Raw genomic sequence first — 25773 nt, forward strand, 5'->3', positions numbered from 1 at the left:
GCTAAGTTGCCGTGCGGACAAGGCGCGCGACAAAGAAGCCGTCGAGACCGCCCTGCTCCTCGATCAGGCCGGGGAGGATTCGCACCCAGCCCTCGGGCGATGGCGTCACGAAGTCAGGCAGCTCGCCGGGCTGTGGCGGGTCCGTCCGAAAGGCGGAATCGCGGGCGAGGAAGTCGCCGATTAGCTGTTCGCCTTCGTCCGGCTCTAGCGAGCAGACGGCGTAGACCAGGCTACCTCCTGGTTTCAGCCAGGAGGTAGCGCGCGTCAGCAGTTCCTTCTGCAAGTCCACGCTGTCGCGGATGATCTGCGGGCGCGCCCGGTAGAGCACCTCAGGGTGACGCCGAAACGTGCCCGTGGCGGAACATGGCGCGTCGAGAAGGATGGCATCGAACTGTCGGCTTGGCTTCCACTTGGTCGCCTCGGCGGCGACCAGCTTCGCATCCAGGTGCGTGCGATCGAGATTCTCCCGAAGCCGCTTCAGGCGCAATTCGGCTTGGTCGACCGCCGTGACCTCATGACCGGCGGCGGCAATCTGCATCGTCTTTCCGCCCGGCGCAGCGCAGAGATCGAGGACCTCGCCTGTTGCTTCCGGAATCAGACGTGCAGGCAGCGACGCCGCGAGATCCTGCACCCACCAGCGGCCCTCGCCGAATCCCAGCAAATCAGTGATCGCGCCGGCGTCCGTGAGCCGGACGTGCCGTTTGGCGAGCGAGACGCCGCCCGCTTCCTGAGCGAAGGCCTTCGCGTCGTCGTCGCTGGCAAAGCTCAGGTCGAGCGCGGGGCGCTTGGCGATCTGACGCCGCGCGGCCTCGACGGCTTGATCGCCCCACGCGGCCGACCAGCGCTGTTCAACGGCATCGGGCAGATGCGGAGCGTCCATCGTCGGCAGGCCGCGGCGCAGCAGCGTTCCCAGCACGCCGTGCACCAGCCGTCGCGGGCCGCCGTCCACCAGCGGAAGCGCCGTCGCCACGACCGCGTGCTCGGGAGTGCCGAGCCCGATCCGCTGCGCGAGGGCGATCCGCAGCACCAGTCGCGCCTTGCTGTCGTCCGGCAGCCGTTGACGCGTCGCGCTGTCGATAAGGGCGTCGATGTCGGGCAGGCGTCTCAGCGCCTCTCCCGCAATCGCGACCGCGAGGCCTTGATCCTCAGGCTTGAGGCCCTTCGAGCCCTGCGCCGCCGCGTCCAGCGTCCGCCCACGCCGAAGCACGGCGTCGAGCATTTGCAGCGCCGCCTGGCGCGCAGGGAGTCCCTCAGTGCTTGGCATGACCGGCCCCAATGCTCATCTTGCGGTCATGAACAAGTCGAAGCGGCCCAAGGCTCCGCCCTATCTGTCGAAATCGCCGCCGGTGCCCAAACCGGAAGGGCAGAGTGACGCCACTCCGCCAGCCGGCGAAGAGCAGAGGCTCGATCCCACTCGCTACGGCGATTGGGAAAAGAAGGGCATCGCGATCGATTTCTAGTGCGCCTCGGCCCGCGGCGGTCGCGACAGAAGCTCCTGGAGAACCTCGTCGACGTTGGCCTCTCCTGAAAGCAGCTTGGCGACGGAAGCCACAACAGGCATTTCGATCCCCATCTGCTCAGCCAGCCTCGCCAACACGGGCGCCGTAAACGCGCCTTCCGCGACGGTCTTGCGGTCGCTCATCAGTTCTGCCGCCGAGCGACCTTCTCCGATGCCTTTGCCGAGCGAGAAATTGCGCGAGCTCGTCGACGAACAAGTCAGCACCAGGTCGCCCATGCCGGACAGACCCACGAGGGTCTCACGACGCGCGCCGTTGGCGAGACCGAACCGCGTCATTTCCGCGAAGCCGCGCGCGATCAGCGCTGCCCGCGCATTCTGTCCCAGACCTTTGCCGTCCACCACGCCGCAGGCGATGGCGAGGACGTTCTTCACCGCGCCGCCGATCTCCGCACCCGCAACATCGTCGCTCAAATAGATTCGGAATGTCGGACGGGCGATGCGATCCCGAAGGAACTCAGCAAGGCCTGGATCCTCAGCAGCGAGAGTGACGGCGGTCGGCAGTCCGGCGGCAACTTCATGCGCGAATGTCGGCCCTGAGAGAACTGCGACCGGCGCGCCTGAACGCGCTTCTACGGCGACATGATGCAGAAGTGATCCGCTTCGCTCCTCGATACCCTTGGAGCACAGGACCAGCGGCACCTCGCTTCTTGGGGCCGCTTCGAGCACCGAGCGCATATGCTGAGCCGGAGTGACGACCAGCCAGGCGCTGCACTGGGCGAGATCGGCAAGGTCGCCGGTTGCGCGGACGGTCTCGTGGAGCTTCGAGCCCGGCAGGAAGACGGCATTCTCGTGCTGGCCGTTGATGGCTTCCACCACGTCCGGCTCCCGCGCCCAGAGGAGGACTTCACGCCCTTCGCTCGCGGCGACCTGCGCAAGCGCGGTCCCCCAAGCGCCACCACCGATAACGCCGATCACGCCTTCACTCCGGCGCCGCGCACCTTGTCGGCCGCGGGATCGAGCGGCCAGCGCGCGCGTGCCGGTGCATCGAGCGGATCAGTGAGGCCGCGCGTGAACCGTTCGGCACCCGCCCATGCAATCATCGCTGCATTGTCGGTGCATAGCCATGCGGGCGGCACGCTGAACTGACGTCCCTCACTCGCTGCGAGCTTCTGAAGCGCCTCGCGAATGGCGCGGTTGGCAGCGACGCCTCCCGCGACGACCAAGGCCGGCGCATCGCTGCGGCCAAGCGCCAGCCGGGTGCGATCGACGAGGCAATCGACGACGGCCTGCTGGAACGACGCTGCGATGTCCGCCGGGCGGTACGCGTTGCACTGCACCGCCCGCTGAACTGCGCTCTTGAGGCCTGCGAACGAGAAGTGCGGCTCGCCGGAACCAACGAGCGGCCGAGGCAGCGGGACGGCCTTCGGATCGCCTTCAGCCGCGAGCCGTTCGATTGCCGGACCGCCGGGATAGGGCAGTCCGAGCAGTTTGGCGGCCTTGTCGAACGCCTCGCCGGCGGCATCGTCGATCGTCGTCGCGAGGCGGCGATATTCGCCCACGCCCGCAACTTCGAGCAGCTGGCAATGCCCGCCGGACACCAGCAGCAGCAAATAGGGAAAGCCGAGATCGGGATCGACGAGCCGAGGGCTCAGCGCGTGGCCCTCGAGATGATTGACCGCGACAAGCGGCTTCCCGGTCCCGAGCGCCAGACCCTTCCCCGCGAGCAAGGCTACCATCACGCCGCCGATCAGGCCGGGACCCGCGGTGGCGGCGATTGCGTTCACGTCGTCGATGCTCTTGCCAGCTTCGCCAAGCACTCGACGTATGAGATCGGGAAGGATCTCGACGTGGGCGCGCGCGGCGATCTCTGGTACGACGCCCCCGAACGGCCGATGGGCTTCGTTTTGGCCGACGATCGCCTGCGCTAGGATGCGCCGGTCGCTCGTGACGAGCGCCGCTGCGGTATCGTCGCAGGAGGATTCGAGGCCGAGAATGAGAGCCATCAGCCGCGCCTTTGCCGCACGAAGCCGCGCTCCGCTAGTGGCGGGCAGGGTTTAGGGCTAGCAGGGCGCCATGGAACGGTCTCCGATTCTCGGTACGCGTGGTTCGCCTCTGGCCTTAGCCCAGGCCCATAAAGTGGCTTCAGCGCTGGAGGTCGGTAACCGCTGGCCGGCCGATTTCGTCCAGATCCAGACGGTCGAGACTTCCGGCGACCGCATCCAGGACCGACCGCTGGCAGAATTCGGCGGCAAGCAGCTGTGGACCAAGGAGCTCGACCGGGCGCTTATGGAGCATGAGGTCGATTTCTGCGTCCATTCGCTCAAAGACGTCGAGGCGATCCGGCCGCGCGACATCAACATTGCGGCCGTCCGCCCGCGCGGCGACATGCTTGAGCGCCTGATCGGTGCGGAATCCATCGATGCTCTGAAAGAAGGTGCCGTCGTGGGCACGTCCTCGCCGCGCCGCAAGGCGCAGCTGCTGTCGCTTCGCCCCGACCTCAAGATCGTGCCGATCCGCGGCAACGTGCAGACGCGATTGGCCAAGCTGCAGTCGGGCGAGGTGGACGCGACCCTTCTCGCCGGCGCCGGCCTCCGCCGCTTGGGCATCAACAATGTCGGTACGCCAATCCCACTCGAGGTCATGCTTCCCGCGCCGACGCAGGCGGTGATCGCCATCGAGTGCCGCGCGGACGACGCGGTCACTCAGTCCTTCCTGACCATCGTCGACGACCGGACGACCCATACGCTGGTCAGCATCGAGCGCGCGTTCACTGCGGCGCTCGGCGGCAGCTGTCATTCCCCGGTCGCCGCTTATGCGGAAATCGTCGAGGGCAAGGTGCGCTTCCGCGCGCAGCTCCTGTCCGAGGATGGTCGCGATCAGGTCTTCGAGGACGTGACCTTCGAATGCGCCGACCTCGATACGCCCACGAAGCTCGCGCGAGCCATGCTCGACAGATCACCGGATTCTATCCGTTCCCTTTTCACGGCGGGATGAGGCGCCTCTTCGTTTTCCGCCCGCAACCGGCCGCGGGCCAGAGCGTGGAGCGGGCGAAGGCGATGGACCTCGACGCAATCGCAATTCCTCTGTTCGAGCTGGAACCCGTCGACTGGGCGGCGCCCGACCCGGACGATTACGACGCGATCCTCCTCACCAGCGCCAACGCCGTGAACATGGCCAGCAGCGAATTGGGAAAGCTCCGCGAGCTGCCGGTTCATGCCGTCGGGGAGGCGACGGCCGTCGCCGCTGAGGTGGCCGGGTTCGGTGTTGCAAGCAAAGGAACGGGCGGCGCTGACGACCTGCTTCGGTCGATCGATCCGACGCTCCGTTTGCTTCATCTGTGCGGTGAGGATCGTCGCACGCCCCGCGATCCAGCCCAGGCAATCACTTTACTGACGGTGTACCGGGCTCGGGCCCTCTCCGCGCCCGCAGACCTGACGAAGCTAAAAGGTCAGGTCGCGGTCCTTCACTCCCCACGTGCCGCCCGGCGGCTCGCCGAACTCGTTCCTGAGGCGGATCGCAGGGATACGCTGATCGCTGCTATCAGTGCCGCCGCCGCGGATGCGGCCGGGTGCGGCTGGGCGGAGGTTCGAACCGCAGCCAAACCCAACGACGCGAGCCTTCTGGCCCTTGCCGCCCGGCTGTGCGAGACTTGAGGCGAATGGCGACGGCTTCGAACAGTGCAGGGCTAGGCTGGGGCGGGCGATTCCTGATCGCGATCGCCCTGATCATTGCTGGTGCCGCTGGGGCAGCGTGGGGCTTGGCGCATTACGATCAGGCCGCGCGGTTCCTCGGGGTCGCGCCGGCACCGGTGGTCACTCGTCCGGCCCAACAAGCCATCGCTCAGCCGGAAGCTCCCCTGCCGCCGGAGGCGATCGCGGAGGAAGATGCGCGCCTCGGCCAGCTAGAGCAGCGCCTTTCGCGCGTGGAGCGCTCGACGCAGCGGGTCGAAGGCTCCGCCGGCCGTGCCGACGCGCTGCTTGTCGCCTTCGCGGCCAGGCGGGCGGTGGATCGCGGCGTGGCGCTGGGATTCCTCGAACCGCTCCTGGTCGACCGTTTCGGCGATACGCATCAGCGCGCCGTCGCCACGATCATCACCGGCTCGCATTCGCCGGTGCAGCTGAACGATCTCATTTCGGAATATCGTAACCTCGGCCCTGAACTACGCTCTTCGAAGCTGGAACAGGGCTGGTGGACCCAGTTCCAGAACGAGCTTGGATCTCTGGTCCAGGTCCGCCGCGCCGATCGCCCGTCGACACAGCCGGACGCACGCTATCTGCGCGCTTTGTCGATGCTTGAGGACGGAGAGGTCGATGCGGCGCTGGCCGAGACGATGCGGCTCCCCGGCGCCCCGCATGCGCAGGCATGGATCGCCCGGGCGCGGCAATATGTCGGCGTCCACCGTGCACTCGACGAGATCGAATCCGCGGCCTTGCTTGGGAAAAGCGGCTCCACAGCCTCTTAAAAGGGTTGGCAAACTCGGTTGAGGATGCGATTCTTAAAGTCGCGCCGGGTGGAACAGCCTGCGTTCAGCAAGAACCGCTAAGCTGCTGGCGCTATGGGATATTTCGTGGGGGAAGTGCCGTCATGACGTCACGTTGGCCGCTCAGCATTGGCCTCGCCGTGCTTGCTCTCGGTCAAACCGGATCCAGCGCCATGGTTCAGACGGGCGCGCCGCAGCCGCGCATCGGTTCCGCGCCGCAGCGTGTGCAGCCGGTGCGTCCGCCGAAGGCTCCGCTTTATATCGCCGATCGCGTGGATGACCTTGGCCGCGGCTTCAACGGCCGCGTTGGAATCGCCGTCCGTTCCGTGAATGAAGGCTGGTCGACGAGTTGGAACGGTAACGAACTCAACCCGCAGCAGAGCGTGAGCAAGCTTTGGGTCGCGATCACCGCGCTGGACGCCGTCGACAAGGGACGCGTCAGCCTGAACGACAGGGTCACCCTCACACGCACCGACCTGACCCTGTTCCATCAGCCCATCGCCGCGAAGATCCTCGGCGGCGGCACGACAGTGAGCCTTGGCGACTTGATGTTTCAGGCGCTGACCAAGAGCGATAATACCTGCAACGACAAGCTGATGCGCTCGGTCGGCGGCCCGGAAGCCGTTCGCGCCATGATCCGCGCAAAGGACCTTGGGGCCATTCGCTTCTATGAGGGCGAGCGCTCGCTCCAGAGCCGCATCGCCGGCCTGACGTGGAGCCCGAGCTATTCGATCGGCAACGCCTTCTACCAAGCGCGCGACGCCTTGCCGATGTCGGTCCGCAAGGCCGCCTTCAACCGCTACGTCGAGGATCCGTACGACGGCGCCTCTGCCAACGCGATCGTCAACGCGCTTGCCCGGTTGAAGGCTGGGGAACTGCTGTCGCCGGCTTCGACTGCGCGGCTCCTGACTATCATGAGCCAGACCTCGACCGGCAAGAACCGGCTGAAGGGCGGGCTCAAGCCCGGCTGGTCGCTCAGCCACAAAACGGGCACCGGCCAGATCCTCGGCGCGACCCAGGCCGGTTATAACGACATCGGGATCCTCACCGCGCCCGACGGCCGCAGCTATTCGGTTGCCGTGATGATCAAGAAGACGTCCGTACCGCTTCCGGTGCGCATGACGCTGATGAACAATGTGGTGCGCGCAGTGATCAACCAGCACGAGATGCGCTACAGCCCGAGCACGACGCTATAGCGTGGACGGGCCCGCACAGAGGCTCGCCCGAACACCGGGTGTCCAGCGGGTCCCGAGCCGGGAACTCGAGCTGTTCGTTGTGCGCGATTTCCTCGACGAGGAGACATGTGTCGCTCTGATCGAGCGGATCGACGCCCAGCGCCGTCCGTCCACGATCGCCGACGACAGCGGGATTGCCAATTTCCGCACCAGCGAAACCTGCGATCTGGATCCTAAGGACGATCTCGTCGCGAAGGTCGACCCGAAGTTTGCCGAACTGCTCGGTTTATCGCTCGAAAATAGCGAGCCGCTTCAGGGGCAGCGCTACGCCCCGGGCCAGGAGTTCAAGCCGCACACCGACACCTTCAATCCGGGCGGCTACGATTTCTTTCTGCACACGGCTGACCAAGGACAGCGCACCTGGACCGCAATGGTCTACCTCAACGAACCGGAGGATGGCGGTGCGACGCGGTTCAAGAAGATCGGCAAGACGATCCAGCCCGAGCGCGGCAAGCTCTTGACCTGGAACAACCTACTTCCAGACGGCTATCCGAACCCCTCGACCATTCACCAAGGCATGAAGGTTCGGCGCGGGACGAAATACGTCCTGACGAAGTGGTTTCGCGAACAGCCGGTGGGCTGAGCTACTCGGTCCGGTTGTCTCCGCCGTGGCCCAGCGGCTTCACGTGCACCGTCTTGATGTTGACGAACTCGCGGATGCCGTAAGCCGAGCATTCCCGGCCGTATCCTGAATGCTTCACGCCGCCGAACGGGGCGCGCGGGTCGGAACGGACATTCTCGTTCACGAAACTCATCCCCGCCTCCAACTCCTCAGCGGCAATGCGCCGGCCGCGATCGAGGTCCGACGTCAGAACGCCAGACCCGAGGCCGAACTCGCTCGCGTTCGCGATGCGGATGGCATCCTTCTCGTCCTCCGCGGCGATGATCGCGGCGACCGGGCCGAAGACTTCCTCATCATGCGCGGGCTGGCCAGGCAGCACGTTGGTGAGGACGGTTGCCGGATACCAGGCGCCCGGCCGGTCTGGGATCTTGCCGCCGAGCAGCAGGCGCGCGCCGTTACGGATACTGCCGTCGACCTGCTTGTGGATGTCGTCGCGAGCGTGAACGCTCTGCATCGGGCCGAGCTTCGTGCCTTCCTTGCGCGGATCGCCCATCTCGAATGTGCGCATTGCGTCGACCAAGGCCTTCTCGAACGGCTCGAGAATAGAGCGGACGACGATGAAGCGCTTGCCGGCGATGCAGCTCTGCCCGCCGTTCACCATCCGCGCGGTCGCCGCCACCTTGGCCGCCGCCACGACCTCAGCGTCTTCCAGGATGACGTAGGCGTCGGAGCCGCCGAGCTCGAGCACACACTTCTTAAGGACCGAACCGGCGGCCGTGGCGACGCTTCGTCCCGCTCCGACGCTTCCCGTCAGCGTGACGGCCGCAATGTGATCCTCCTTGATCAGCGCCTCGACGTCGCCGCTGCCGATCAGGAGCGTGCGGAACAGGTCATGCGGCACGCCTGCCTGGTGCAGCACCTCCTCGATCGCGAGCGCGCAGCCAGGCACGTTGCTCGCATGTTTCAGGAGCGCGCCATTGCCGGCCATCAGCGCAGGAGCGACGAACCGGAAGACCTGCCAGAAGGGAAAGTTCCACGGCATCACGGCGAGGACGACGCCGATCGGATTGAAGGTGACGAACGCCTCCTCGCCACCGAAGTCGACGGGCTCGTTGGCGAGATAGCCCTCAGCGTTGTCGGCAAACCAGTCGCAGTGAAAGGCGCACTTCTCGACCTCGGCTCGGCCGTCGTCGAACGTCTTGCCCATTTCGTCGGTCATCAGGCGAGCGAACTCGTCCTTGCGGGCGCGAAGAATCTCGGCGGCCTTGCGAATCACGTTAGAACGCTCGCTGAAGGACGTCCGGCGCCACTGCAGGTAAGCCTCGTGTGCCGCCTTCGCCGCGGCATATGCATCGTCGATCGTATGCTTCTCGTAGGACCGGCCGGGTTCTCCGGTCGCGGGATTCACCGTCTGGAGCTTGTCCCGACTTTCCTGGCGAGTGAGTTCGGCCTGGTCCGACATCGGCGTCCTTTCGAGCTGGGCCAAGGCACATAGGCGCGAATCATCCGCCGCACCAATGCGCGCCGGACAAGTCGCTTCTCGATTGAGACAGCTGGAGCGGGCGAAGGGATTCGAACCCTCGACCCCAACCTTGGCAAGGTTGTGCTCTACCCCTGAGCTACGCCCGCTCTGAGCTTGAGCCGCAGTAAGCGCCGGGTGGCTGCTTCGCGGCAGGGTGGCGGGCGCCTAGCATGGCAAAATCGATTCCTGCAAGGCGATTCCCGCAACGCGTGCCGCTTATCTTGTGGCGCGCGTCTCATCCGACCATATGGGGCGCATCATCGGCAGCAGCAAACGGAGTACAGGCGAGCGTGGCCACCCTTGGCTTGAGTGAGGCGGAACGCGAGGCAGTGGAGCGCTTGCAGCGCGACGTCATAGAGCCGTCGATGACCAGCCTGGTGATCCTCGATTTCTGGGCGGAATGGTGCGGGCCCTGCAAGCAATTGGGTCCGATTCTCGAAAAGCTCGCCGCCGAATATGCCGACAAGGGCGTGAAGCTGGTGAAGATCGACGTCGACCAGGAAAAGGTCATCGCGGCCCAGTTCCGAATCCAGTCGATCCCGACCGTCTACGCCTTCTTCGGCGGGCAGCCGGTCGCGGACATCACAAATTATCGCACCGAGGGACAGCTCAAGCGGGTCCTCGATCAGCTGATCTCGCAGCTGGGTGTGAAGGGTGCGGCGGACGAGCAGCAGGCGGAAATCGAGCCGCTGATCGCCATGGGCGAGCAGGTTCTGGCCGAAGGCGATGCGCCTCGCGCCGTTTCCATCTTCCAGCAGATCCTCGACATGGCGCCGGAAGATCCGACCGTCATCGGAGGTTTGGCGCGCGCCTTGCTCGCCGCGGGTGAGGCCGACGAAGCAAGGGCAGTGCTCGATGCCGCGCCTGCCGATGCGGCCAACCACGCCGAAGTCAGCCGCGCCCGCGCCGCGCTGGAGCTCACAAAGGCCGCGCCCGAATCGGATACGTCCGAGATCGAGGCCCGAATCGCTTCCAACCCCGACGATTTCGAAGCCCGGTACGAACTGGCCGGTGCGAAGATGGCCGCAGGGGACCGCGACGGCGCTGCCGACGCTTTGCTCGACCTCATCAGCCGGGACCGCGACTGGAACGAGGGCGCCGCTCGCCAGCGATTCCTCCAGCTGATCGAGGCCCAAGGCCTGGAAGATCCGTGGGCGCGGACGCAGCGGCGGCGGCTTTCGGCGCTGCTGTTTACATGAGCGCATCGCGCCTGCTCCGGATTCCGATCTTCCCGCTGCCCGGCGCGATCCTGTTCCCGCGCTCGCAGCTTCCGCTGCACATCTTTGAGCCGCGCTATCGCGAGATGGTCCGCGATGTCCTGGAGGGTGCCGGCCGGATCGGCATGGTCCAGCCGACGGCACCCGAAGAGGAGGGCGCACCGCTCCATCCCGTCGGCTGTGTCGGCGAGATCGTGAACGTCGAGGAGCTGGAGGACGGCCGGTACAACATCGTCCTCCTCGGCACGAATCGCTTCCGGCTGATCGGCGAGACCGACATGGACACGCTCTACCGTAATGCCGAGGTCGAGCTCGACGGCTTCGACGATGAGGAGCCGGGGCCGCTGTCGATGACGCTTCGCGCCGAGGTCGAGAGGGAAGCCAAGCGTCTCGGCGATGCCATGCGCCTGTCCGTGGATTGGGCCGCTGTTCGCCGCCTCGACGACGAGATGCTGGTCAACGCCATCGCCCAGGTCGCGCCCTTCGACACCGGCGCCAAGCAGGCGCTGCTCGAAGCGCAGTCACTGGACGATCGTGCCGACCTTCTGGTCCAGCTGATGCAGTTCCAGCGCGCGGCCGTAACTGGCGCCGAAGTTCAGCCGACGCTCCAGTAGCTAGATCGGCAGCCCGCGCAAAAGCAGCGGAAGCTCGCCGCTCGTCCCGCGCGCCTCGCTCATCAGGCGGTTCTTCATCGGCGAGACGCGGTCGATCAGGCCCATGCCGAAGCGGCGGACCGCGGAAGCGGTCTTGCCAGGAATGCCGTAAATCCGCGTCAGGCTGTCCGTGGCGAAGGCCACCGACAGCGCATCGATGGCCCGCCAGCGCTGGTAGCGGTCGAGCAACTGCTTGTCGCCGAGATCGAGGCCCAGGCGCGCACCCTCTGCGAGCACCTGCGCAAGGGCGGCGGCATCGCGGAAGCCGAGGTTGAGGCCCTGTCCGGCGATCGGATGGATGGCGTGGGCTGCATCCCCCACCAGCGCGAGCCGTTCGCCCGTGATCTGCGCCGCGTGGTGGAAACCCAGCGGATAGGTCGAACGCGGAGCGGCCATCTCGATCTTGCCCACGAAGCCGCCCATCGTCGCCTGCGCCTCGCCCGCGAACTGCTCGTCGGTCAATGACAGCCAGGCGTCGGCATCCTCCTTGGGTACCGACCAGACGATCGCGGAACGATGGCCTTCGTCGTCGTCCGTCATCGGCAGGAGCGCGAAGGGCCCGGCGGGGAAGAAGATCTCGTAGGCGATATTGTCGTGCGGCCGCTCGTGCCGAAGGGTGGAGACGATCGCGCTATGATCGTATTTCCAGCGGGCGATCGGAATTCCCGCACGTTCGCGCATCGGAGAGTTGCGGCCATCCACCGCGGCGAGAATCGGCGCACTGAGCTTGCGTCCGTCCTCCAGCGAAACGACCACCCCATCCGGCCCGCGGTCGACCGATTTGGGCGCAGATCTCCACAGCAGCCACAGATTCTTGCCGGCCTCCGCCCGCGCGAGCAGCGCCGCGCGCAGGTTTCGGTTCTCGTGCATGACCCCGAGCGGCTCATCATCGTCGGGTTGAAAGGCGAGGCCGCCCGGCTGAAGCCCATCGGCGACCTGGATGGTCCGGATGGGACAGCCGGGCACGGGAAAATGGCCGGCAACTCCGATCGTCTCCAGCATGCGCATGGAGCTGGAGGACACAGCGCTGGTGCGTCCATCAAAAGCCTTGCTCGTTCGCTCGCCGGGGTCGGCCGGATCGACAAGAATCGCGGAAATGCCGCTCGAATCGAGCGCCGATGCCAGCGCCAGGCCGACCAGTCCGCCGCCGAAGATGAGAACGTCCGCGCGATCCATTTGCGAGCGCACTAACCTTCCGTCGCATTGACGCCAAGGCATCGCTTGACCGCGGAGTCCGCGAAGAGGCAAACTGTACAAGGATTTGGGTGGGGATGGATTGATGGCAACCGCAGCCGTGCGGACCTCAAAAAGGGAGCTCGAGCCTCACTGGCGCGATGCGTTAAGCGCGTCGGTGAAGCGTCTTGCTCTGCGCACGTGGGGAGCCTTGCTCGTCGCGGTGGCGATCGGCACGTCGCTGGCGCTCGCTACCCACAACACCACCGACCCATCCTTCAGCACCGCCGCGGGCGGACCGCCCTCCAACTGGATGGGCAGCTTCGGCGCCTACGCGAGCGACGCCTTGCTGCTGCTGTTCGGGATGGGCTCCGTGCTGTTCATACCGGTGGTCGGCCTCGCCGGCCTGCGGATGATGCGGCTTGAGCCCGCTGGCCGCATCGGCCGCGCGCTTTTCGTCGCGGGGATCGGCGCGATCCTCGTCGGCATCGCGCTCAGCCTCACGAGCGCTTCGTCCGTTTCGGGCCTCCCGGGCGGCTGGGGCGGAGCGATCGGCCTCGCTGCCGCTCATGGGGTGAGCGCGGGCATCGACCTCATCCCGAACGACGCGATAGCGGGACCGGCGCATCTCGCCGCGCTGATCATCTTCGCGCTCGCCGGTCTGTTCCTCGGCTATCTGGCGCTTGGCCTGCAGCAGGATGAGAAGGCGTGGGTCGGCGGGATCTTCCGCCGCAATCCTCGTCCGAAGATCTCGGCACCGCGCCGCCAGACGGAAATCGCGGAGGAGCGCCTCCCGAGCGCTGCGCCGCCGAAGTCGCGGCCGGCTGTCGCGGTTGCCGAGCCTCCGAAGCCGATCGCGCCGGCGGGCAGCGCTCGTGGTGGAAAGCGCGCCCCAGCGACTCAGCAGAGTCTCGCGCTCGGCGACAATTACCAGCTGCCGACGCTCGAACTGCTCGCCGCCCCGCCCGAGAAGGGGCGGTCGCAGATCGACCGTGCCGGGCTGGAGCGGAATGCCCGCCTGCTCGAATCTGTCCTCGAAGACTTCCACGTGCGCGGCGACATCGTCGAGGTTCGTCCGGGCCCCGTCGTCACCATGTACGAGCTGGAGCCCGCCAGCGGCATCAAGGCCAGCCGCGTGATCCAGCTCGCCGACGACATCGCCCGCAACATGTCGGCGCTGTCGGCTCGTGTAGCGACGATCCCCGGCCGCAGCGTCATCGGCATCGAGCTTCCCAATCCGAAGCGCGAGACGGTCAGTCTGTCGGAGCTGATCGGCAGCCAGGCGTTCGAAGACCAGAACATGTCGCTGCCGCTGATCCTCGGCAAGAACATCGCCGGCGATCCCGTCATCGCAGACCTCGCGCCGATGCCTCACCTTCTGGTCGCCGGCACCACCGGCTCGGGCAAGTCGGTCGGCCTCAACTGCATGATCCTGTCGCTGCTCTACCGGCTGACCCCGGAAGAGTGCCGTATGATCATGATCGATCCGAAGATGCTGGAGCTCAGCACCTACGACGATATTCCGCACCTGCTGTCGCCGGTTGTCACCGAGCCGTCGAAGGCCATCCGCGCCCTCAAATGGACGGTCGAGCAGATGGAGGAACGCTATCGGATGATGGCGAACCTCGGCGTTCGCGCGCTGCCGAGCTTCAACCAGAAGGTCCGCGATGCGAAGGCCAAGGGCTCGAAGCTCGGCCGCCGGGTCCAGACGGGCTACGACGCCAGCTCGGGCCAACCGATCTACGAGATGGAGGAGCTCGAATATGACGTGCTCCCGCAGATCGTCGTTGTGGTCGACGAGCTCGCCGATCTCATGATGACCGCCGGCAAGGAGGTGGAATTCCTCATCCAGCGCCTCGCCCAGAAGGCGCGCGCGGCCGGCATTCACCTGATCATGGCGACGCAGCGCCCGTCGGTCGACGTCATCACCGGCGTCATCAAAGCCAACCTGCCCACGCGCATCAGCTTTCAGGTCACCAGCAAGATCGACAGCCGCACCATCCTTGGCGAGCAGGGTGCCGAGCAGCTGCTCGGCAAGGGCGACATGCTCTACATGCCCGGCGGCAAGCAGATCATCCGCGTCCACGGCCCCTTCGTCACCGACGAGGAGGTCCGCTCGGTTGCCGAGCATTGGCGGCGGCAGGGCGTGCCGGACTACATCCAGGCCGTCACCGAGGAGCCGGAAGACGGCGGCTACATGTTCGACGGCCAGCCGACGGGCGAGGACGATGCGGAGACGCAACTCTACCGCAAGGCGATCCAGATCGTCGCGGAAAGCCAGAAGGCATCGACCTCCTACCTCCAGCGCCAGCTCCGGGTCGGCTACAACAGCGCCGCGCGCCTGATCGAGCGGATGGAGAAGGACGGCCTCGTCGGGCAGCCCGACCATGTCGGCCGCCGCGAAGTGCTGATCGATTCGGACGGGCACCCGATCTGAGCCGGCGCGAAGCTGAACAAGCGGGAACCGGCGGGTTCAGACCGCATTCAATGCCGCAACGCCACACCGGCATCCAAATCCCAGGAGTTTGGTAGATGAGCTTTTCGACGAATCTTGCGCGCGCCCTGGCGCCGATCGCCATTGTTGCGGCGGCAGTCCCCGCGCAGGCGCAGACCAACGACATTGCCAAGGTTGAGGCGCATCTGGCGGCGGTACAGTCGATGACCGCGAACTTCCGCCAGACCGACGCCAAGGGCCGTAGCGATTCCGGCACTCTGCAGCTGAAGAGGCCCGGCCAGATCCGCTTCCAATATCAGGGCGGCGATTTGCTGCTCGTGGGCACCGGCGGCAAGCTGTGGTTTCTCGACTATTCGGTCGGCCAGGCGAACAGTTGGAGCCTGAACAAGACGCCGCTCGGCATCCTGCTCGGCGCCAACCCCGACATCGGACGCATCGCGAAGATCGTGCCGCAGAGCGATCCGCGCATTCTGGTCGTCCGCGCCCGTGATGCCCGTCGTCCCGAGTTCGGAACGCTGATCCTCGCCTTCGCGCGCAACCCTTCTGCGCCCGGCGGATTGATGCTGGAGGGCTGGACCGCGATCGACGCACAGAACAAGCGCACGACCATCAAGCTGGACAACCAGCGATACAACGTCGCGGTGTCCGACGGCGCCTTCAGCTTCAAGATGCCGACGAAGCGCGGATCATGAAACTTGCGTAGCTAAACAAAACTGTTCATCAGGGCGTCAGGTTCGGGTGGTAAAGAGCGCATTGATCCTGCGGATCAGCCTGGGGTTTCCCCCTGTTACCCGGGCCCGCTTGATCGCCTTGCGTGACGAACGCTTGGTCGGCCCTCGCTCCATGCCCCCGGAGCGGGGGCCTTTCCTTTGCCAAGCGCCGCGAAGGAGCTAAGCGCGTCGGCGTGAACAAGACGATGAAGATCGCTTCCTGGAACGTGAACTCGGTCCGCGCGCGGATCGGCATCGTCGAGCGCCTGCTTCGCGAGGAGCAGCCCGATGTCCTGTGCCTTCAGGAGACAAAGGCTACCGACGACATCTTCCCGCGCGAGCTGTTCCACGAGCTTGGCTACAAGCATTGGGCGCTCAAGGGTCAGAAGATGCACCACGGCGTCGCGATCATCAGCAAGGTCGAGATCGGCGAACACGGCAGCCATGATTGGCAGGACAATGGCGAGGCGCGCCATGTCGGCGTCCGGCTTCCGTGCGGGCTGCGGGTGGAAAACGTCTACGTCCCGGCGGGCGGCGACATTCCCGACCGCACGGTGAACCCGAAGTTCGGCCAGAAGCTCGACTTCATCGAGCGGATGACCCGCTGGTCCGAAGGTCTGCGTGAGCCGACCCTGATCGTCGGCGACTTCAACGTCGCGCCGCTGGAGTGCGACGTCTGGAGCCACAAGGCGCTGCTCTCGGTCGTCAGCCACACGCCGGTCGAGGTGGACGCGCTTACCCGCCTCCAGCAGGCGCACGACTGGATCGACATCGGCCGGACGTTTGTGCCCGCTCCGGAACGCAACTTCACCTGGTGGAGCTATCGCTCGCCCGACTGGACGAAGAACGATCGCGGCCGTCGGCTCGACCACATGTGGGTCTCGCCGGAAGCGAAGGGCCGTGTCGTCTCGCATCGTGTGCTCGAGCCGTGCCGCAGCTGGCACCGGCCGTCTGACCACGTTCCCCTCATCTGCGAGGTCGCCGTTTGAGCCGCCGCTCCGCGGTCGAACGGGCGATCGCCGCACTGCGCACGGGCCGCGCGGTCCGCATCGAAGGCGCGGAGCCGCTGACTTTCCTGTCGATCGAGACGGCGACGCCGGAGCTGCTTCAAGCCGTGGATCCCGAGAACAAGGCGCCGCTGCTCCTGAGTGGCCGCCGCGCTGCCGCATTGTCGCTGGCCAGTGAGCGCGATGCGGCCGACCCCGCCCGACCGGTCCTCATCGAACGACAGGCCTGGCTCGATCCATCCGCCGCTCTGACGCTAGCCGACCCGGCGCAGGACTTTGCCCGCGCGCCGATCGGCCCGCTCAAGCCGCTGCATCTCGAAGCCAATGCGACGGCCGAAGCCGCTCTGGATTTGGCGCGGGCGGCGGGCCTTCTGCCTGCGGTCTGGCTCATCCCGCCTAACGCGGCGGCCGTGGACGTACCGCTCGAAGAGCTGTCCGGAGATGCGTTCCGTCCGGAAGTGACGCTGCTCGCGCGAGCGCGCCTGCCGCTGGAGGACATGCCGGAAACGCAGATATTTGCCTTCCGCGGCTCCGACGACGGTCAGGACCATGTCGCGCTTCTCGTCGGAGCGTTTGGCGGAAAGCCGCCGCTGATCCGCCTTCACAGCGAGTGCCTGACCGGTGACGTGTTCGGCTCGCTCAAGTGCGACTGCGGGCCGCAGCTGAAGGAAGCGCTGCGTCTGATCGCGGCTGCTGGCGGCGGTGTGCTGCTCTACCTGCGGCAAGAGGGGCGCGGAATCGGCCTCGCCAACAAGCTCCGCGCCTATGCCCTGCAGGATCGCGGCCTCGATACCGTCGAAGCCAACTTGCGCCTCGGCTTCGGCGACGACGAGCGGGACTATGCGCATGCTGCGGCGATCCTCCGCAAGCTCGGCATCGAGGAAGTACGGCTGCTGACGAACAATCCGCGCAAGGTCGAAGCGCTGGAGGCTGAAGGCATCAAGGTCGCTGAACGGGTGGCGCATCACATGCCCGCGAACCCGCACAATGCCGATTATCTACAAGTGAAGCGGGCGAAGAGCGGACACCTGCCCTAGCCGGCGAGACCTACCGCCGTCGCAAGGCCAAGGAAGGCCAAAAAGCCGATCGAATCCGTCATCATGGTCACGAAGACGCTGCTCGCCACCGCGGGGTCGGCGCCGAAACGCTCCAGCGTGAGCGGAATCAGGACGCCCGCGAGACCCGCAACCATGATGTTGAACAGCATGGCTGCGGCAATGACCGCGCCGAGGCCGCTGCTTCCCAGAACGAGGGTCACGCCAACGCCGATCAGGACCGCAATCGTGAGTCCGTTGAGCAACGCTACGCGGATCTCTCGCCCAACGGCCCGCCAGCGGTTTGAGCTCGTCAGCTGGTTTGTGGCGATCGCGCGAACTGTCACCGCGAGGGTCTGGGTTCCGGCATTGCCCCCGACGCCCGCGACGATCGGCATTAGCACCGCTAGAACCGCCATTCGCTCGATCGAATGTTCGAACTGCCGAATGACGAAAGCCGCGACCAGCGCCGTCAGCAGGTTCGCGACAAGCCAGCGGACGCGCGACTTGTAGCTTTCCGTGACCGGCTCGTTGATGTCGCCTTCGTCACCGGCGCCCGACAGCAGCAGAACGTCCTCGCTCGCCTCTTCTTGGATAATGTGGATGATGTCGTCCACGGTGATCATGCCGACGAGGCGGCCGCTCTCGTCGACCACTGCCGCCGACACGAGCGCGTACTTCTGGAAGCGCAGCGCGACGTCTTCCTGGTCCATGTCGACCGGGATTAGAGTCTGCTCCTTGGCCATGATGTCGCCGACCAGGGTCGAGCGCGGGCTGCGGAGGATGTTCGAAAGCTTGCAGGTGCCGACCGGATGGTGATCCGGGGAGACGACGAAAACCTCCCAGAAATCGTCGGGAAGGTCCTTCTCCTGCCGCAGGTAGTCGATGACCTGGCCGACCTTCCAGTGCGCGGGAACGGCGCACAGGTCGCGCTGCATGACCCGGCCGGCGGATTCTTCAGGATAGCTAAGCGCTTCTTCGACCGCGGCGCGGTCGTCCGGCTCCATCTTCTCGAGGACGGCCTGCTGCTCGTCCTTGTCGAGGTCTTCGATCAGGGCGACGGCGTCGTCCGTCTCCATCTGGCCCGCGAGGTCGGCGACCTGCTGCGGCTCCATCTCGTCGATCAGGTCTTCGCGGACGTGATCGTTGAGCTCTGCGAGCACGTCCGGGCTGATGATCCCGGCAAGCGCCTTGACCAAGCCTTCGCGCTCGTCCCTTCGAGCAAGTTCGATGAGGTCCGCCACGTCGGCGGGGTGGAGCGGGCCGACCAGCTCGCGGGCCGTTTCGTCATCGCCCGCGTCGACGGCATCGAGCACGCGTTCGACGAACTCCGGCCGCAGCCGGTCCTCTTCGTCCATCACCGCATGGTTTTCGGAGCCGAGATCGACAGAGGTGGCGGTGGCGATGTTCTCGCTCTCGCTCATGCCCTTCACCCCTATCTTCGACCCGTGAGCCGTCCTATTGCCGCACCCGCACTGGCGCAACCCGCCTCGCACGCCTAAATCGCCGCCAACTTCCACTTCTTGCCGGAGCAAACCGATGGCCGACGACGACCGCCTTGTATTCAACCTTTCCAGCGGCGGCGACGTCGTCATCAAGCTTCGCCCCGACCTCGCGCCCGACCACGTGGCCCGCATCACCGAGCTGACGAAGAGCGGCTTCTACGACGGCGTTCCGTTCCATCGCGTGATCCCCGGGTTCATGGCCCAGGGCGGCGACCCGACCGGCCGTGGCACCGGCGGCTCCGACCTCCCGAACCTGAAGGCCGAATTCAGCCGGGAACCGCACGTCCGCGGCGTATGCTCAATGGCCCGCACCAACGATCCGAACAGTGCGAACAGCCAGTTCTTCATCTGCTTCGACGAGGCCCGCTTCCTCGACAACCAGTACACCGTCTGGGGCGAGGTCGAGAGCGGCATGGAGCACGTCGACGCGCTTCCGAAGGGTGAGCCGCCCGCAAACCCGGGCAAGATCGTGAAGGCAGAAATCCGGCCCGCTAGCTAGCATGAAGCCGGTCGCGTTGATCACCGGAGCCTCTGCGGGGCTCGGTGCGGAGTTCGCCCGGCAACTTTCCCGAAAAGGACATCGGCTGGTCCTTGCCGCACGGCGCAAGGACCGACTCGATGCGCTTGCCGCCGAGCTCGGCAATGCCCGAACGGTGGAGATCGACCTCGGCAAGTCCGGAGCTGCCGCAGCGTTGGTCCGGGATGTCCAGGCGGCGGGCGAGCAGGTCGACCTGCTGATCAACAATGCGGGCTTCGGCCTGCGCGGGCGCTTCGTCGAACTGGACGCCGCCCGCGAGCGCGAGATGATCGACCTCAACTGCGGCGCGCTGACGGACCTGTGCCGAGCGGTCGCTCCGCAAATGATCGAGCGCCGCTCAGGCGGCATTCTCAACGTCGCCTCCACCGCGGCCTTCCAGCCGGGCCCAAAGATGGCGGTCTATTTCGCGACGAAGGCTTTTGTCCTCTCGTTCACCGAAGCGCTCCACGAAGAGCTGAAGCCGCATGGCGTGAAGGTCAGCGCTCTATGTCCCGGCCCGACCCGGACGGAGTTCGGCGAGGTCGCGGGGATCGGGACGCTCGGCCAGTTCGAGCGGCTCTCGATGGATGCTGAACCCGTCGTTCGTGCAGGCATTGAAGGCCTTGAGCGCAACCGCGCGGTCGTCATTCCGGGCGCGATCAACAAGGCGGGAGCCTGGTCGACACGCTTCGCCCCGCGCTCAATCGTGCGAAAGATTGCAGGGTCGCTGAAGTTTTGACGAACCTTTTCTCCGGGCTTGGGTTCACCACATTGAACTCGTAAGACCCGCAGCCGTTACGCGTGCGGTACGAATCTGAGAGGAAAGTGCGTGGCCGAAACCGAAACGCTTGAGCGGACCACCAACGTGAAGCTGCAGGTCGCCAACCTCCCGCCGATGGAGGGTAGCCGCGGCTTCGCCCGCCTCCCGGATTCGGCAATGAAGGCTCTCGGCCTCAGCGAAGGCGACGTGATCGAAATCGTCGGCAAGCGGTCGACGACCGCCCGGGCGCTCCGGCCTTACGCAGAGGACGCCGGGCTCGACATCATTCGCCTCGACGGCCTCCAGCGGTCCAACGCTCGCGTCGGGTCGGGCGATTTCGTCCACATCCAGAAGGCGCAGTCGAAGTCGGCAACTCGGGTCGTTCTCGCGCCGGCGCAGGACAATATCCGCCTGCAAGGCTCCGCGACGGCGTTGAAGCGCAGCTTTGCCGGCCGCCCGATGGTCGAAGGCGACGTGGTGGCGACGACCGGTCACCAGCGCATCGACTCCAATCTGCCCGAAGAAGTGCGCCAGATGCTGAGCGCGCCGGCTTTCGCTCTTCAGGAAGTCCGCCTGACCGTCGTCAGCACGACGCCGAAGGGCATCGTCCACATCGGCCCGGAAACACAGATCGAGCTTCTGCCTGAATATGCAAAGGGCGACGGCGAGCGCCGCGCGGACGTCACCTATGACGACCTGGGCGGCATGCGCGACACGATCGACGCATTGCGGGAGATGGTCGAACTGCCGCTTCGCCATCCCGAACTGTTCCAGCGCCTCGGCGTCGACCCGCCCAAGGGCGTCCTGCTGCACGGCCCGCCCGGGACCGGCAAGACGCGCCTCGCGCGCGCGGTGGCGAACGAAAGCGACGCCAAGTTCTTTCACATCGCCGGCCCCGAAATCATGGGATCGGCCTATGGCGAGAGCGAGAAGCGACTGCGCGAGCTGTTCGAGCAGGCCGCGCAATCCGCGCCCTCGATCATCTTCATCGACGAGATCGATTCGATCGCGCCGAAGCGGAGCCAGGTCACGGGCGAGGCTGAAAAACGCCTGGTTGCGCAGCTGCTGAGCTTGATGGACGGCCTGGAGCCGCGCCAGAATCTCGTCGTCATCGCGGCCACCAACCGGCCGGAAGCGATCGACGAGGCGCTCCGTCGCCCCGGCCGCTTCGACCGCGAGATTGTCGTCGGGGTTCCGGACGAGAAGGGTCGCCGTGAAATCCTTGGCATCCACACGCGCGGCATGCCGTTGTCGCCCGAAGTCGATCTCGATGAGCTTGCACGTCAGACTTACGGCTTCGTCGGCGCCGACCTTGCTGCGCTGACCCGCGAGGCTGCTCTCGAGTCCGTCCGCCGGATCATGCCGAAGCTGAATCTCGAAGAGGAGACGATCCCGACCGAGATTCTCGACGCCCTCGCGGTCGAGCCGCGCGACTTCATCAATGCGCTTAAGCGCGTGCAGCCGTCCGCCATGCGCGAAGTGATGGTCGAAACGCCGTCCGTCAGCTGGGACGACATCGGGGGCGTCGACGAGGCCCGCGACCGGCTGAAGGAAGGCGTCGAACTTCCGCTCAGGCATCCCGATGCGTTCCGCCGCCTTGGCATCCGTCCGGCAAAGGGCTTCCTGCTCTATGGCCCGCCGGGGACCGGCAAGACGTTGCTGGCCAAGGCGACCGCGCGTGAAAGCCAGGCCAACTTCATCGCGACCAAGTCGTCCGACCTGCTCAGCAAATGGTACGGCGAGAGCGAGCAGCAGATCGCCCGTCTCTTCGCCCGTGCACGTCAGGTCGCGCCGACGGTCATCTTCATCGACGAGCTCGACAGCCTCGTGCCCGCGCGCGGCGGTGGTCTCGGCGAGCCGCAGGTTACCGAACGGGTCGTCAACACGATTCTCGCCGAGATGGACGGTCTCGAAGAGTTGAACAGTGTCGTGCTGATCGGGGCCACGAACCGGCCGAACCTGATCGATCCCGCGCTGCTTCGGCCTGGCCGGCTAGATGAGCTGATTTATGTCGGCACCCCCGACACGGCAGGCCGCCGCCGCATCCTTGCGATCCACACCGAGGAGATGCCGCTGGCCGCGGACGTCGATCTCGAAGCGCTGGCCAAGCGGACGGACCGCTTCACGGGTGCGGACCTCGAGGACCTCGTTCGTCGGGCTGGCTTGACCGCCCTTCGCCGTGGCATGGACGCGGACAAGGTCACCATGGCGGACTTCGAGACCGCGCTTACGGAAAGCCGTGCTTCGGTCACGCCCGAGATGCTCGAAGAATATTCGCGCATCCAGGAGACGCTGAAGAGCGATGCCGTTCGGCCCACGGGCATCGGCTTCGTCGTTCCCGGCATGCTCCGGTCGCGGGGCGGCGACGGCAAGGGCCCGAACGGCTAGAGCGTCGGCAGGCCCTTCCGCGCGAAGTACGCAAGGCCGAGCAGCAGCAGCGCACCGATGGCGAACGGCAGGTTGGGATTGGCGAGATAAAGCGCCATGCCCAGGCCCGGCGCCGCCACCCAGCTGATGCCGTTGGCTGACGTGATCATTCCTGCAACGGAGCCCTGCTCGCTCATCGGTACCGCAAGCGACGCGCCGGCCGTGAAGCCCGGGCGGACGAAGCCGAAGCCGAGCGATGCCAAGGCGAACGACAGCGTGATGCCGTAGAGGTCAGTCGCCAGGGTAGTCCCCGCCAACCCGACTGCAGCGATCATGACTCCCGACAAAATCAATGTGCGCGGGCTAAGGCCAAGCCGCGGAATCAGGCCCCATTGCGCAGCCAGCGTCGCGGAAGCGCCGGCCATCATAACGATGGCGATCGACGATTCCGATCCGTGTGGCTGCAGATGCAAGCGATCGATGACGAAGAAGCCGACGCAGGTCAGGGTCGCGGCTTGCGCGTGCCCGGAAGCGACGCCCGCCAGGATCCACGAGCGAATGCGCGGGTCGTTCCACTTGAGCCGTCGGCCCCTTGGGGACGTGGCGGCGACGACGCTCGCGCCTGTGGGCTGCGAAGCGATCGACGGATAGCTCATCGCTGCGCCTCGACCGATGCGGCGGCCGTAGCGGTCGTTCGGCAGCCACAGGAACACGGCCGCCAGCACCAGCAATCCGATCAGCGAGAAGGCGAACAATGGCCCGGACAGTCCGACGACGGGCAGCACGAACAAGGGCGCGATGGCCGGCCCAATGATCGTGCCCAAGCCGAACGAGGAGGACAGCGCCGACAGGGCCGCGACGCGCCCGCTCCGGCGCGTCTTCGCCGCAAGATAGGCTTGCGTGGCTGACGGCGTCGCGCACCCGAACGTCCCGTAGATCGCGCGGAAAATGCCGAAGAGACCGAAGGTCACTGCTCCACCGATTGCGCCGATCAGGCCGAGGTGCAGCACGATGCCGCATAGCAATGTCGAAACGACGAAGCCGGAGAGCCCTACGAGAGTGAGCGCCTTACGCCCGTGCCGGTCGCTCTTTGCGGCCCAGTATGGCGCCAGCAACACCCACAATACCGCCGACCAGGTGTAGGCGACCGCGACCCAGAAATCGGAAATACCGATCTCCCGGCCGATCCCCGGCATGACCGATTGCAGCGCCGTATTCCCCGAAGCGGCTACCAGCATCGCCGAATAGAGCAGCAGGAAATGCGCTCGCGTCAGCGCGGTCGCGCCCACCTTCTGCCGTGTCGATTGCTGCAGCACGAACCCACTCTAGCCGTCCGAAGCCCGGCGGAAACTCCGGAACGGATCAATCTTGAAGAACAACCGATGTTGTGCAATCCCAACGGCGCTCGGTCTGTTGTGTTGGGGTAATTCGATGATTCGAGCGTCTTCTTCGTCACGCGCGCAGCGCTCCCCCGCCTAAACCCTCGACACCCGACAGTCATGACAGCCGCGGACGCCTTGGCGCGCACAGCCGCCGAACTCGCGCTCTTCGCCGGGGCAGGCTTCCTTTTGCTCGGCCTCAACGATCTGGCCGTCGACATCATCTATTTCACGCGCCGGCTGTGGCGTTCGACGACCGTCTACCGCCGGTATCGTCGGGCCTACGCCAGCTTCTACGTCTTCAAGAAGGATCCTGGATTCATCGCGGTCTTCGTTCCCGCCTGGGACGAGGCGGCGGTCATCGGCGCCATGCTCAAGGCGGCCGTGAAGCGAATCGACTACCCCAATTACCGCATCTTCGTCGGGCATTACCGGAACGACCCCGCGACCGCTAAGGCGATTGCAACGGTGGCGGACGAGCGCGTGCATCCGGTCCTCGTGGACGTCGATGGGCCGACGACGAAGGCCGATTGTCTCAATCATCTTTACGACGCGCTGGTCGCCTACGAAACGGACACCGGGAGCAAGGCAAAGGCGGTCGTGCTCCACGACGCCGAGGATGTCGTTCATCCATTCGAGCTCCGGATTTTCGACGGCCTGATGGACAAGGCGGCCGTCGTCCAATTGCCCGTGATCCCCCTCGTGGACCCGAAGTCGCGCTGGATCAGCGGTCACTATTGCGACGAGTTCGCCGAGGCGCACATTAAGGAGCTGGTTGTGCGCGAGGCGGTCGGCGCCGCCATTCCCCTTGCAGGGGTCGGATGCGCAATCGCCCGGCGGCCGCTGGCGATGCTGGCGGCCCAGCATGAGGGTCGGCCCTTCGCCGGAACGAGCCTCACCGAAGATTACGAGATGGGCCTGAGGATCGGCGCGCTGGGGCTGCGAACCATCTTCGTCCGGATCCCCTCTCAGCCCGGCGAACGAGGCGTGGTTGCGAGCCGCGGCTATTTCCCGGCGACGCTCGGCGCATCGGTTCGGCAGAAGGCGCGCTGGCTCGGCGGGATAGCGCTGTCGGGTTGGGACCGGCTGGGATGGAGTGGCGGCCTGGGCGAGCGTTGGATGCGCGTTCGGGATCGTCGCGGCCCGCTCGCCGCGCTGCTCATCGTCTGCGCCTACCTCGCTGCCTTGCTGTGGAGCCAGCTTTGGCTCGCCGAAGCGCTTGGCGCGCCTGTCGCGGTGCGCGTCGATCCGGCGCTCGCGCTTTTGCTCAAGATCAACGCCTGGCTCCTCGCCTGGCGAGTCCTCATGCGCGCGGGCTTCACCGCGTCCGTCTACGGCCTGGAGGAGGGCCTGCTGTCCATGCCTCGCTTGTTCGTCGGCAATCTCATTGCCGTCCTGTCTGCGTTTCGCGCCGTTTCCCTGCACCTCAGCGGCCGCGCTGTCCGCTGGGACAAGACGGCCCACATGTTTCCGGCGGAGGCCGCGCGATGAGCGCTCCAGTTCGCTTCCTGGCCGTTGCCGTCGCCGGCTGGACGCTGTTCCGCGGCGTGACCGCCGGAGTGCTTCCGGGCGTGGAGGTCTTATCCCTCGGAAAAGCGGAGGCTGCGCCAGCGCCCATCCCCGCGGCGCAATTTCCGCCGATCACTCCGATTTAACACGAAGCGCCACCCCCGGAAGCCTACGCATCGGCGCCGCCGCAATATTACCCCGCTTATTATCCGCCGCAGCCGACCTACCC

Annotated in this window: 24 protein-coding genes and 1 tRNA gene; 17 read left to right on the forward strand and 8 right to left on the reverse strand. The window is 66.0% G+C overall.

Translation table 11 applies throughout. The features are described 5' to 3' along the window. Window position 1: 1 nt before the first annotated feature. Window positions 2-1264, reverse strand: a complete 1263-nt coding sequence (locus LZ016_RS12485) for an RsmB/NOP family class I SAM-dependent RNA methyltransferase (RefSeq protein WP_241447792.1) — start codon at window positions 1262-1264, stop codon at window positions 2-4. On the opposite strand from LZ016_RS12485, the gene LZ016_RS12490 reads away from it, so the two are divergent. After that, the gene (locus LZ016_RS12490) at window positions 1263-1460 is read left to right on the forward strand and encodes a DUF1674 domain-containing protein (protein WP_366512940.1); all 198 of its coding nucleotides are present in this window, start codon (window positions 1263-1265) and stop codon (window positions 1458-1460) included. The two genes, LZ016_RS12485 and LZ016_RS12490, sit on opposite strands and share 2 nt — an antisense overlap. Here LZ016_RS12490 and LZ016_RS12495 read toward each other — a convergent pair. Both LZ016_RS12495 and tsaD read right to left on the reverse strand, forming a co-directional pair. Continuing rightward, a complete protein-coding gene (locus tag LZ016_RS12495; RefSeq protein ID WP_241447793.1) occupies window positions 1457-2434 on the reverse strand; it encodes an NAD(P)H-dependent glycerol-3-phosphate dehydrogenase in 978 nt (325 codons plus the stop codon). The two genes, LZ016_RS12490 and LZ016_RS12495, sit on opposite strands and share 4 nt — an antisense overlap. Beyond that, entirely contained in the window at window positions 2431-3462 is a 1032-nt protein-coding gene (gene tsaD, locus LZ016_RS12500; RefSeq protein WP_241447794.1) for a tRNA (adenosine(37)-N6)-threonylcarbamoyltransferase complex transferase subunit TsaD, read from the reverse strand. Before tsaD ends, LZ016_RS12495 begins: the two co-directional genes overlap by 4 nt. A 70-nt stretch (window positions 3463-3532) precedes the next feature. Here tsaD and hemC point away from each other — a divergent pair, with 70 nt between their 5' ends. From hemC to LZ016_RS12525, 5 genes are all read left to right on the forward strand, one after another. After that, window positions 3533-4453: a hydroxymethylbilane synthase gene (hemC, locus tag LZ016_RS12505; protein ID WP_241447795.1), complete on the forward strand. Its 921-nt coding sequence runs from the start codon at window positions 3533-3535 to the stop codon at window positions 4451-4453. After that, window positions 4450-5112: a uroporphyrinogen-III synthase gene (locus tag LZ016_RS12510; protein ID WP_241447796.1), complete on the forward strand. Its 663-nt coding sequence runs from the start codon at window positions 4450-4452 to the stop codon at window positions 5110-5112. The genes hemC and LZ016_RS12510 overlap by 4 nt, the downstream gene beginning before the upstream one ends. A 5-nt stretch (window positions 5113-5117) precedes the next feature. Then, window positions 5118-5921 carry an MICOS complex subunit MIC60 gene (locus tag LZ016_RS12515; protein ID WP_241447797.1) on the forward strand — a complete coding sequence of 268 codons (804 nt, stop codon included), beginning with the start codon at window positions 5118-5120 and terminating at the stop codon, window positions 5919-5921. Window positions 5922-6043: 122 nt separating this feature from the next. Continuing rightward, window positions 6044-7135, forward strand: coding sequence for a serine hydrolase (locus tag LZ016_RS12520; RefSeq protein WP_241447798.1), 1092 nt, complete (start codon window positions 6044-6046; stop codon window positions 7133-7135). A 1-nt stretch (window position 7136) separates the two neighbouring features. Further along, window positions 7137-7757: a prolyl hydroxylase family protein gene (locus tag LZ016_RS12525; protein ID WP_241447799.1), complete on the forward strand. Its 621-nt coding sequence runs from the start codon at window positions 7137-7139 to the stop codon at window positions 7755-7757. A 1-nt stretch (window position 7758) separates the two neighbouring features. On the opposite strand, the gene LZ016_RS12530 is transcribed toward LZ016_RS12525, so the two are convergent. Both LZ016_RS12530 and LZ016_RS12535 read right to left on the reverse strand, forming a co-directional pair. Further along, on the reverse strand, window positions 7759-9198 hold the full coding sequence (locus LZ016_RS12530; protein ID WP_241447800.1) for an NAD-dependent succinate-semialdehyde dehydrogenase: 1440 nt from the start codon (window positions 9196-9198) through the stop codon (window positions 7759-7761). A gap of 92 nt (window positions 9199-9290) precedes the next feature. Beyond that, window positions 9291-9365 (reverse strand) — tRNA-Gly (locus LZ016_RS12535). 198 nt (window positions 9366-9563) lie between these two features. Here LZ016_RS12535 and LZ016_RS12540 point away from each other — a divergent pair. Together LZ016_RS12540 and LZ016_RS12545 are read left to right on the forward strand one after the other, a co-directional pair. Then, complete coding sequence (locus tag LZ016_RS12540; RefSeq protein ID WP_241448373.1) at window positions 9564-10457, forward strand: tetratricopeptide repeat protein; 894 nt, start codon at window positions 9564-9566, stop codon at window positions 10455-10457. Continuing rightward, window positions 10454-11089 (forward strand): LON peptidase substrate-binding domain-containing protein, encoded by a 636-nt coding sequence (locus tag LZ016_RS12545; protein ID WP_241447801.1) that lies wholly within the window; start codon window positions 10454-10456, stop codon window positions 11087-11089. Before LZ016_RS12540 ends, LZ016_RS12545 begins: the two co-directional genes overlap by 4 nt. Here LZ016_RS12545 and LZ016_RS12550 read toward each other — a convergent pair whose 3' ends face one another. Next, window positions 11090-12304: an FAD-dependent monooxygenase gene (locus LZ016_RS12550; RefSeq protein WP_241447802.1), complete on the reverse strand. Its 1215-nt coding sequence runs from the start codon at window positions 12302-12304 to the stop codon at window positions 11090-11092. A gap of 103 nt (window positions 12305-12407) precedes the next feature. On the opposite strand from LZ016_RS12550, the gene LZ016_RS12555 reads away from it, so the two are divergent. The 4 genes from LZ016_RS12555 (at window position 12408) to ribA (ending at window position 17510) form a co-directional block, all read left to right on the forward strand. Further along, entirely contained in the window at window positions 12408-14738 is a 2331-nt protein-coding gene (locus LZ016_RS12555; RefSeq protein ID WP_241447803.1) for a DNA translocase FtsK, read from the forward strand. 95 nt (window positions 14739-14833) lie between these two features. After that, window positions 14834-15448, forward strand: a complete 615-nt coding sequence (locus tag LZ016_RS12560; RefSeq protein WP_241447804.1) for a LolA family protein — start codon at window positions 14834-14836, stop codon at window positions 15446-15448. Between the two features lie 212 nt (window positions 15449-15660). Next, window positions 15661-16455 (forward strand): exodeoxyribonuclease III, encoded by a 795-nt coding sequence (locus LZ016_RS12565; RefSeq protein ID WP_241447805.1) that lies wholly within the window; start codon window positions 15661-15663, stop codon window positions 16453-16455. Then, entirely contained in the window at window positions 16452-17510 is a 1059-nt protein-coding gene (gene ribA, locus LZ016_RS12570; protein ID WP_241447806.1) for a GTP cyclohydrolase II, read from the forward strand. The genes LZ016_RS12565 and ribA overlap by 4 nt, the downstream gene beginning before the upstream one ends. Here ribA and mgtE read toward each other — a convergent pair. Next, window positions 17507-18931 carry a magnesium transporter gene (gene mgtE, locus LZ016_RS12575; protein ID WP_241447807.1) on the reverse strand — a complete coding sequence of 475 codons (1425 nt, stop codon included), beginning with the start codon at window positions 18929-18931 and terminating at the stop codon, window positions 17507-17509. The genes ribA and mgtE overlap by 4 nt on opposite strands. 115 nt (window positions 18932-19046) lie before the next feature. Between mgtE and LZ016_RS12580 the strand changes: the two genes are divergently transcribed. The 3 genes from LZ016_RS12580 to LZ016_RS12590 all read left to right on the forward strand — a co-directional run bounded on the left by LZ016_RS12580 (window position 19047) and on the right by LZ016_RS12590 (window position 22677). Beyond that, window positions 19047-19511 (forward strand): peptidylprolyl isomerase, encoded by a 465-nt coding sequence (locus LZ016_RS12580; RefSeq protein ID WP_241447808.1) that lies wholly within the window; start codon window positions 19047-19049, stop codon window positions 19509-19511. Window position 19512: 1 nt separating this feature from the next. Continuing rightward, window positions 19513-20268 (forward strand): SDR family NAD(P)-dependent oxidoreductase, encoded by a 756-nt coding sequence (locus LZ016_RS12585; RefSeq protein WP_241447809.1) that lies wholly within the window; start codon window positions 19513-19515, stop codon window positions 20266-20268. 90 nt (window positions 20269-20358) lie between these two features. Continuing rightward, on the forward strand, window positions 20359-22677 hold the full coding sequence (locus tag LZ016_RS12590; RefSeq protein WP_366512922.1) for a CDC48 family AAA ATPase: 2319 nt from the start codon (window positions 20359-20361) through the stop codon (window positions 22675-22677). On the opposite strand, the gene LZ016_RS12595 is transcribed toward LZ016_RS12590, so the two are convergent. Further along, entirely contained in the window at window positions 22674-23972 is a 1299-nt protein-coding gene (locus LZ016_RS12595; protein WP_241447810.1) for an MFS transporter, read from the reverse strand. The genes LZ016_RS12590 and LZ016_RS12595 overlap by 4 nt on opposite strands. Window positions 23973-24155: 183 nt before the next feature. On the opposite strand from LZ016_RS12595, the gene LZ016_RS12600 reads away from it, so the two are divergent. Together LZ016_RS12600 and LZ016_RS12605 are read left to right on the forward strand one after the other, a co-directional pair. Beyond that, entirely contained in the window at window positions 24156-25526 is a 1371-nt protein-coding gene (locus LZ016_RS12600; protein ID WP_241447811.1) for a glycosyl transferase family protein, read from the forward strand. Continuing rightward, window positions 25523-25690 (forward strand): hypothetical protein, encoded by a 168-nt coding sequence (locus LZ016_RS12605; RefSeq protein ID WP_241447812.1) that lies wholly within the window; start codon window positions 25523-25525, stop codon window positions 25688-25690. Before LZ016_RS12600 ends, LZ016_RS12605 begins: the two co-directional genes overlap by 4 nt. The last annotated feature ends 83 nt before the right edge of the window (window positions 25691-25773 follow it).

The organism is Sphingomonas telluris, assembly GCF_022568775.1.
Lineage (GTDB): Bacteria > Pseudomonadota > Alphaproteobacteria > Sphingomonadales > Sphingomonadaceae > Sphingomicrobium > Sphingomicrobium telluris.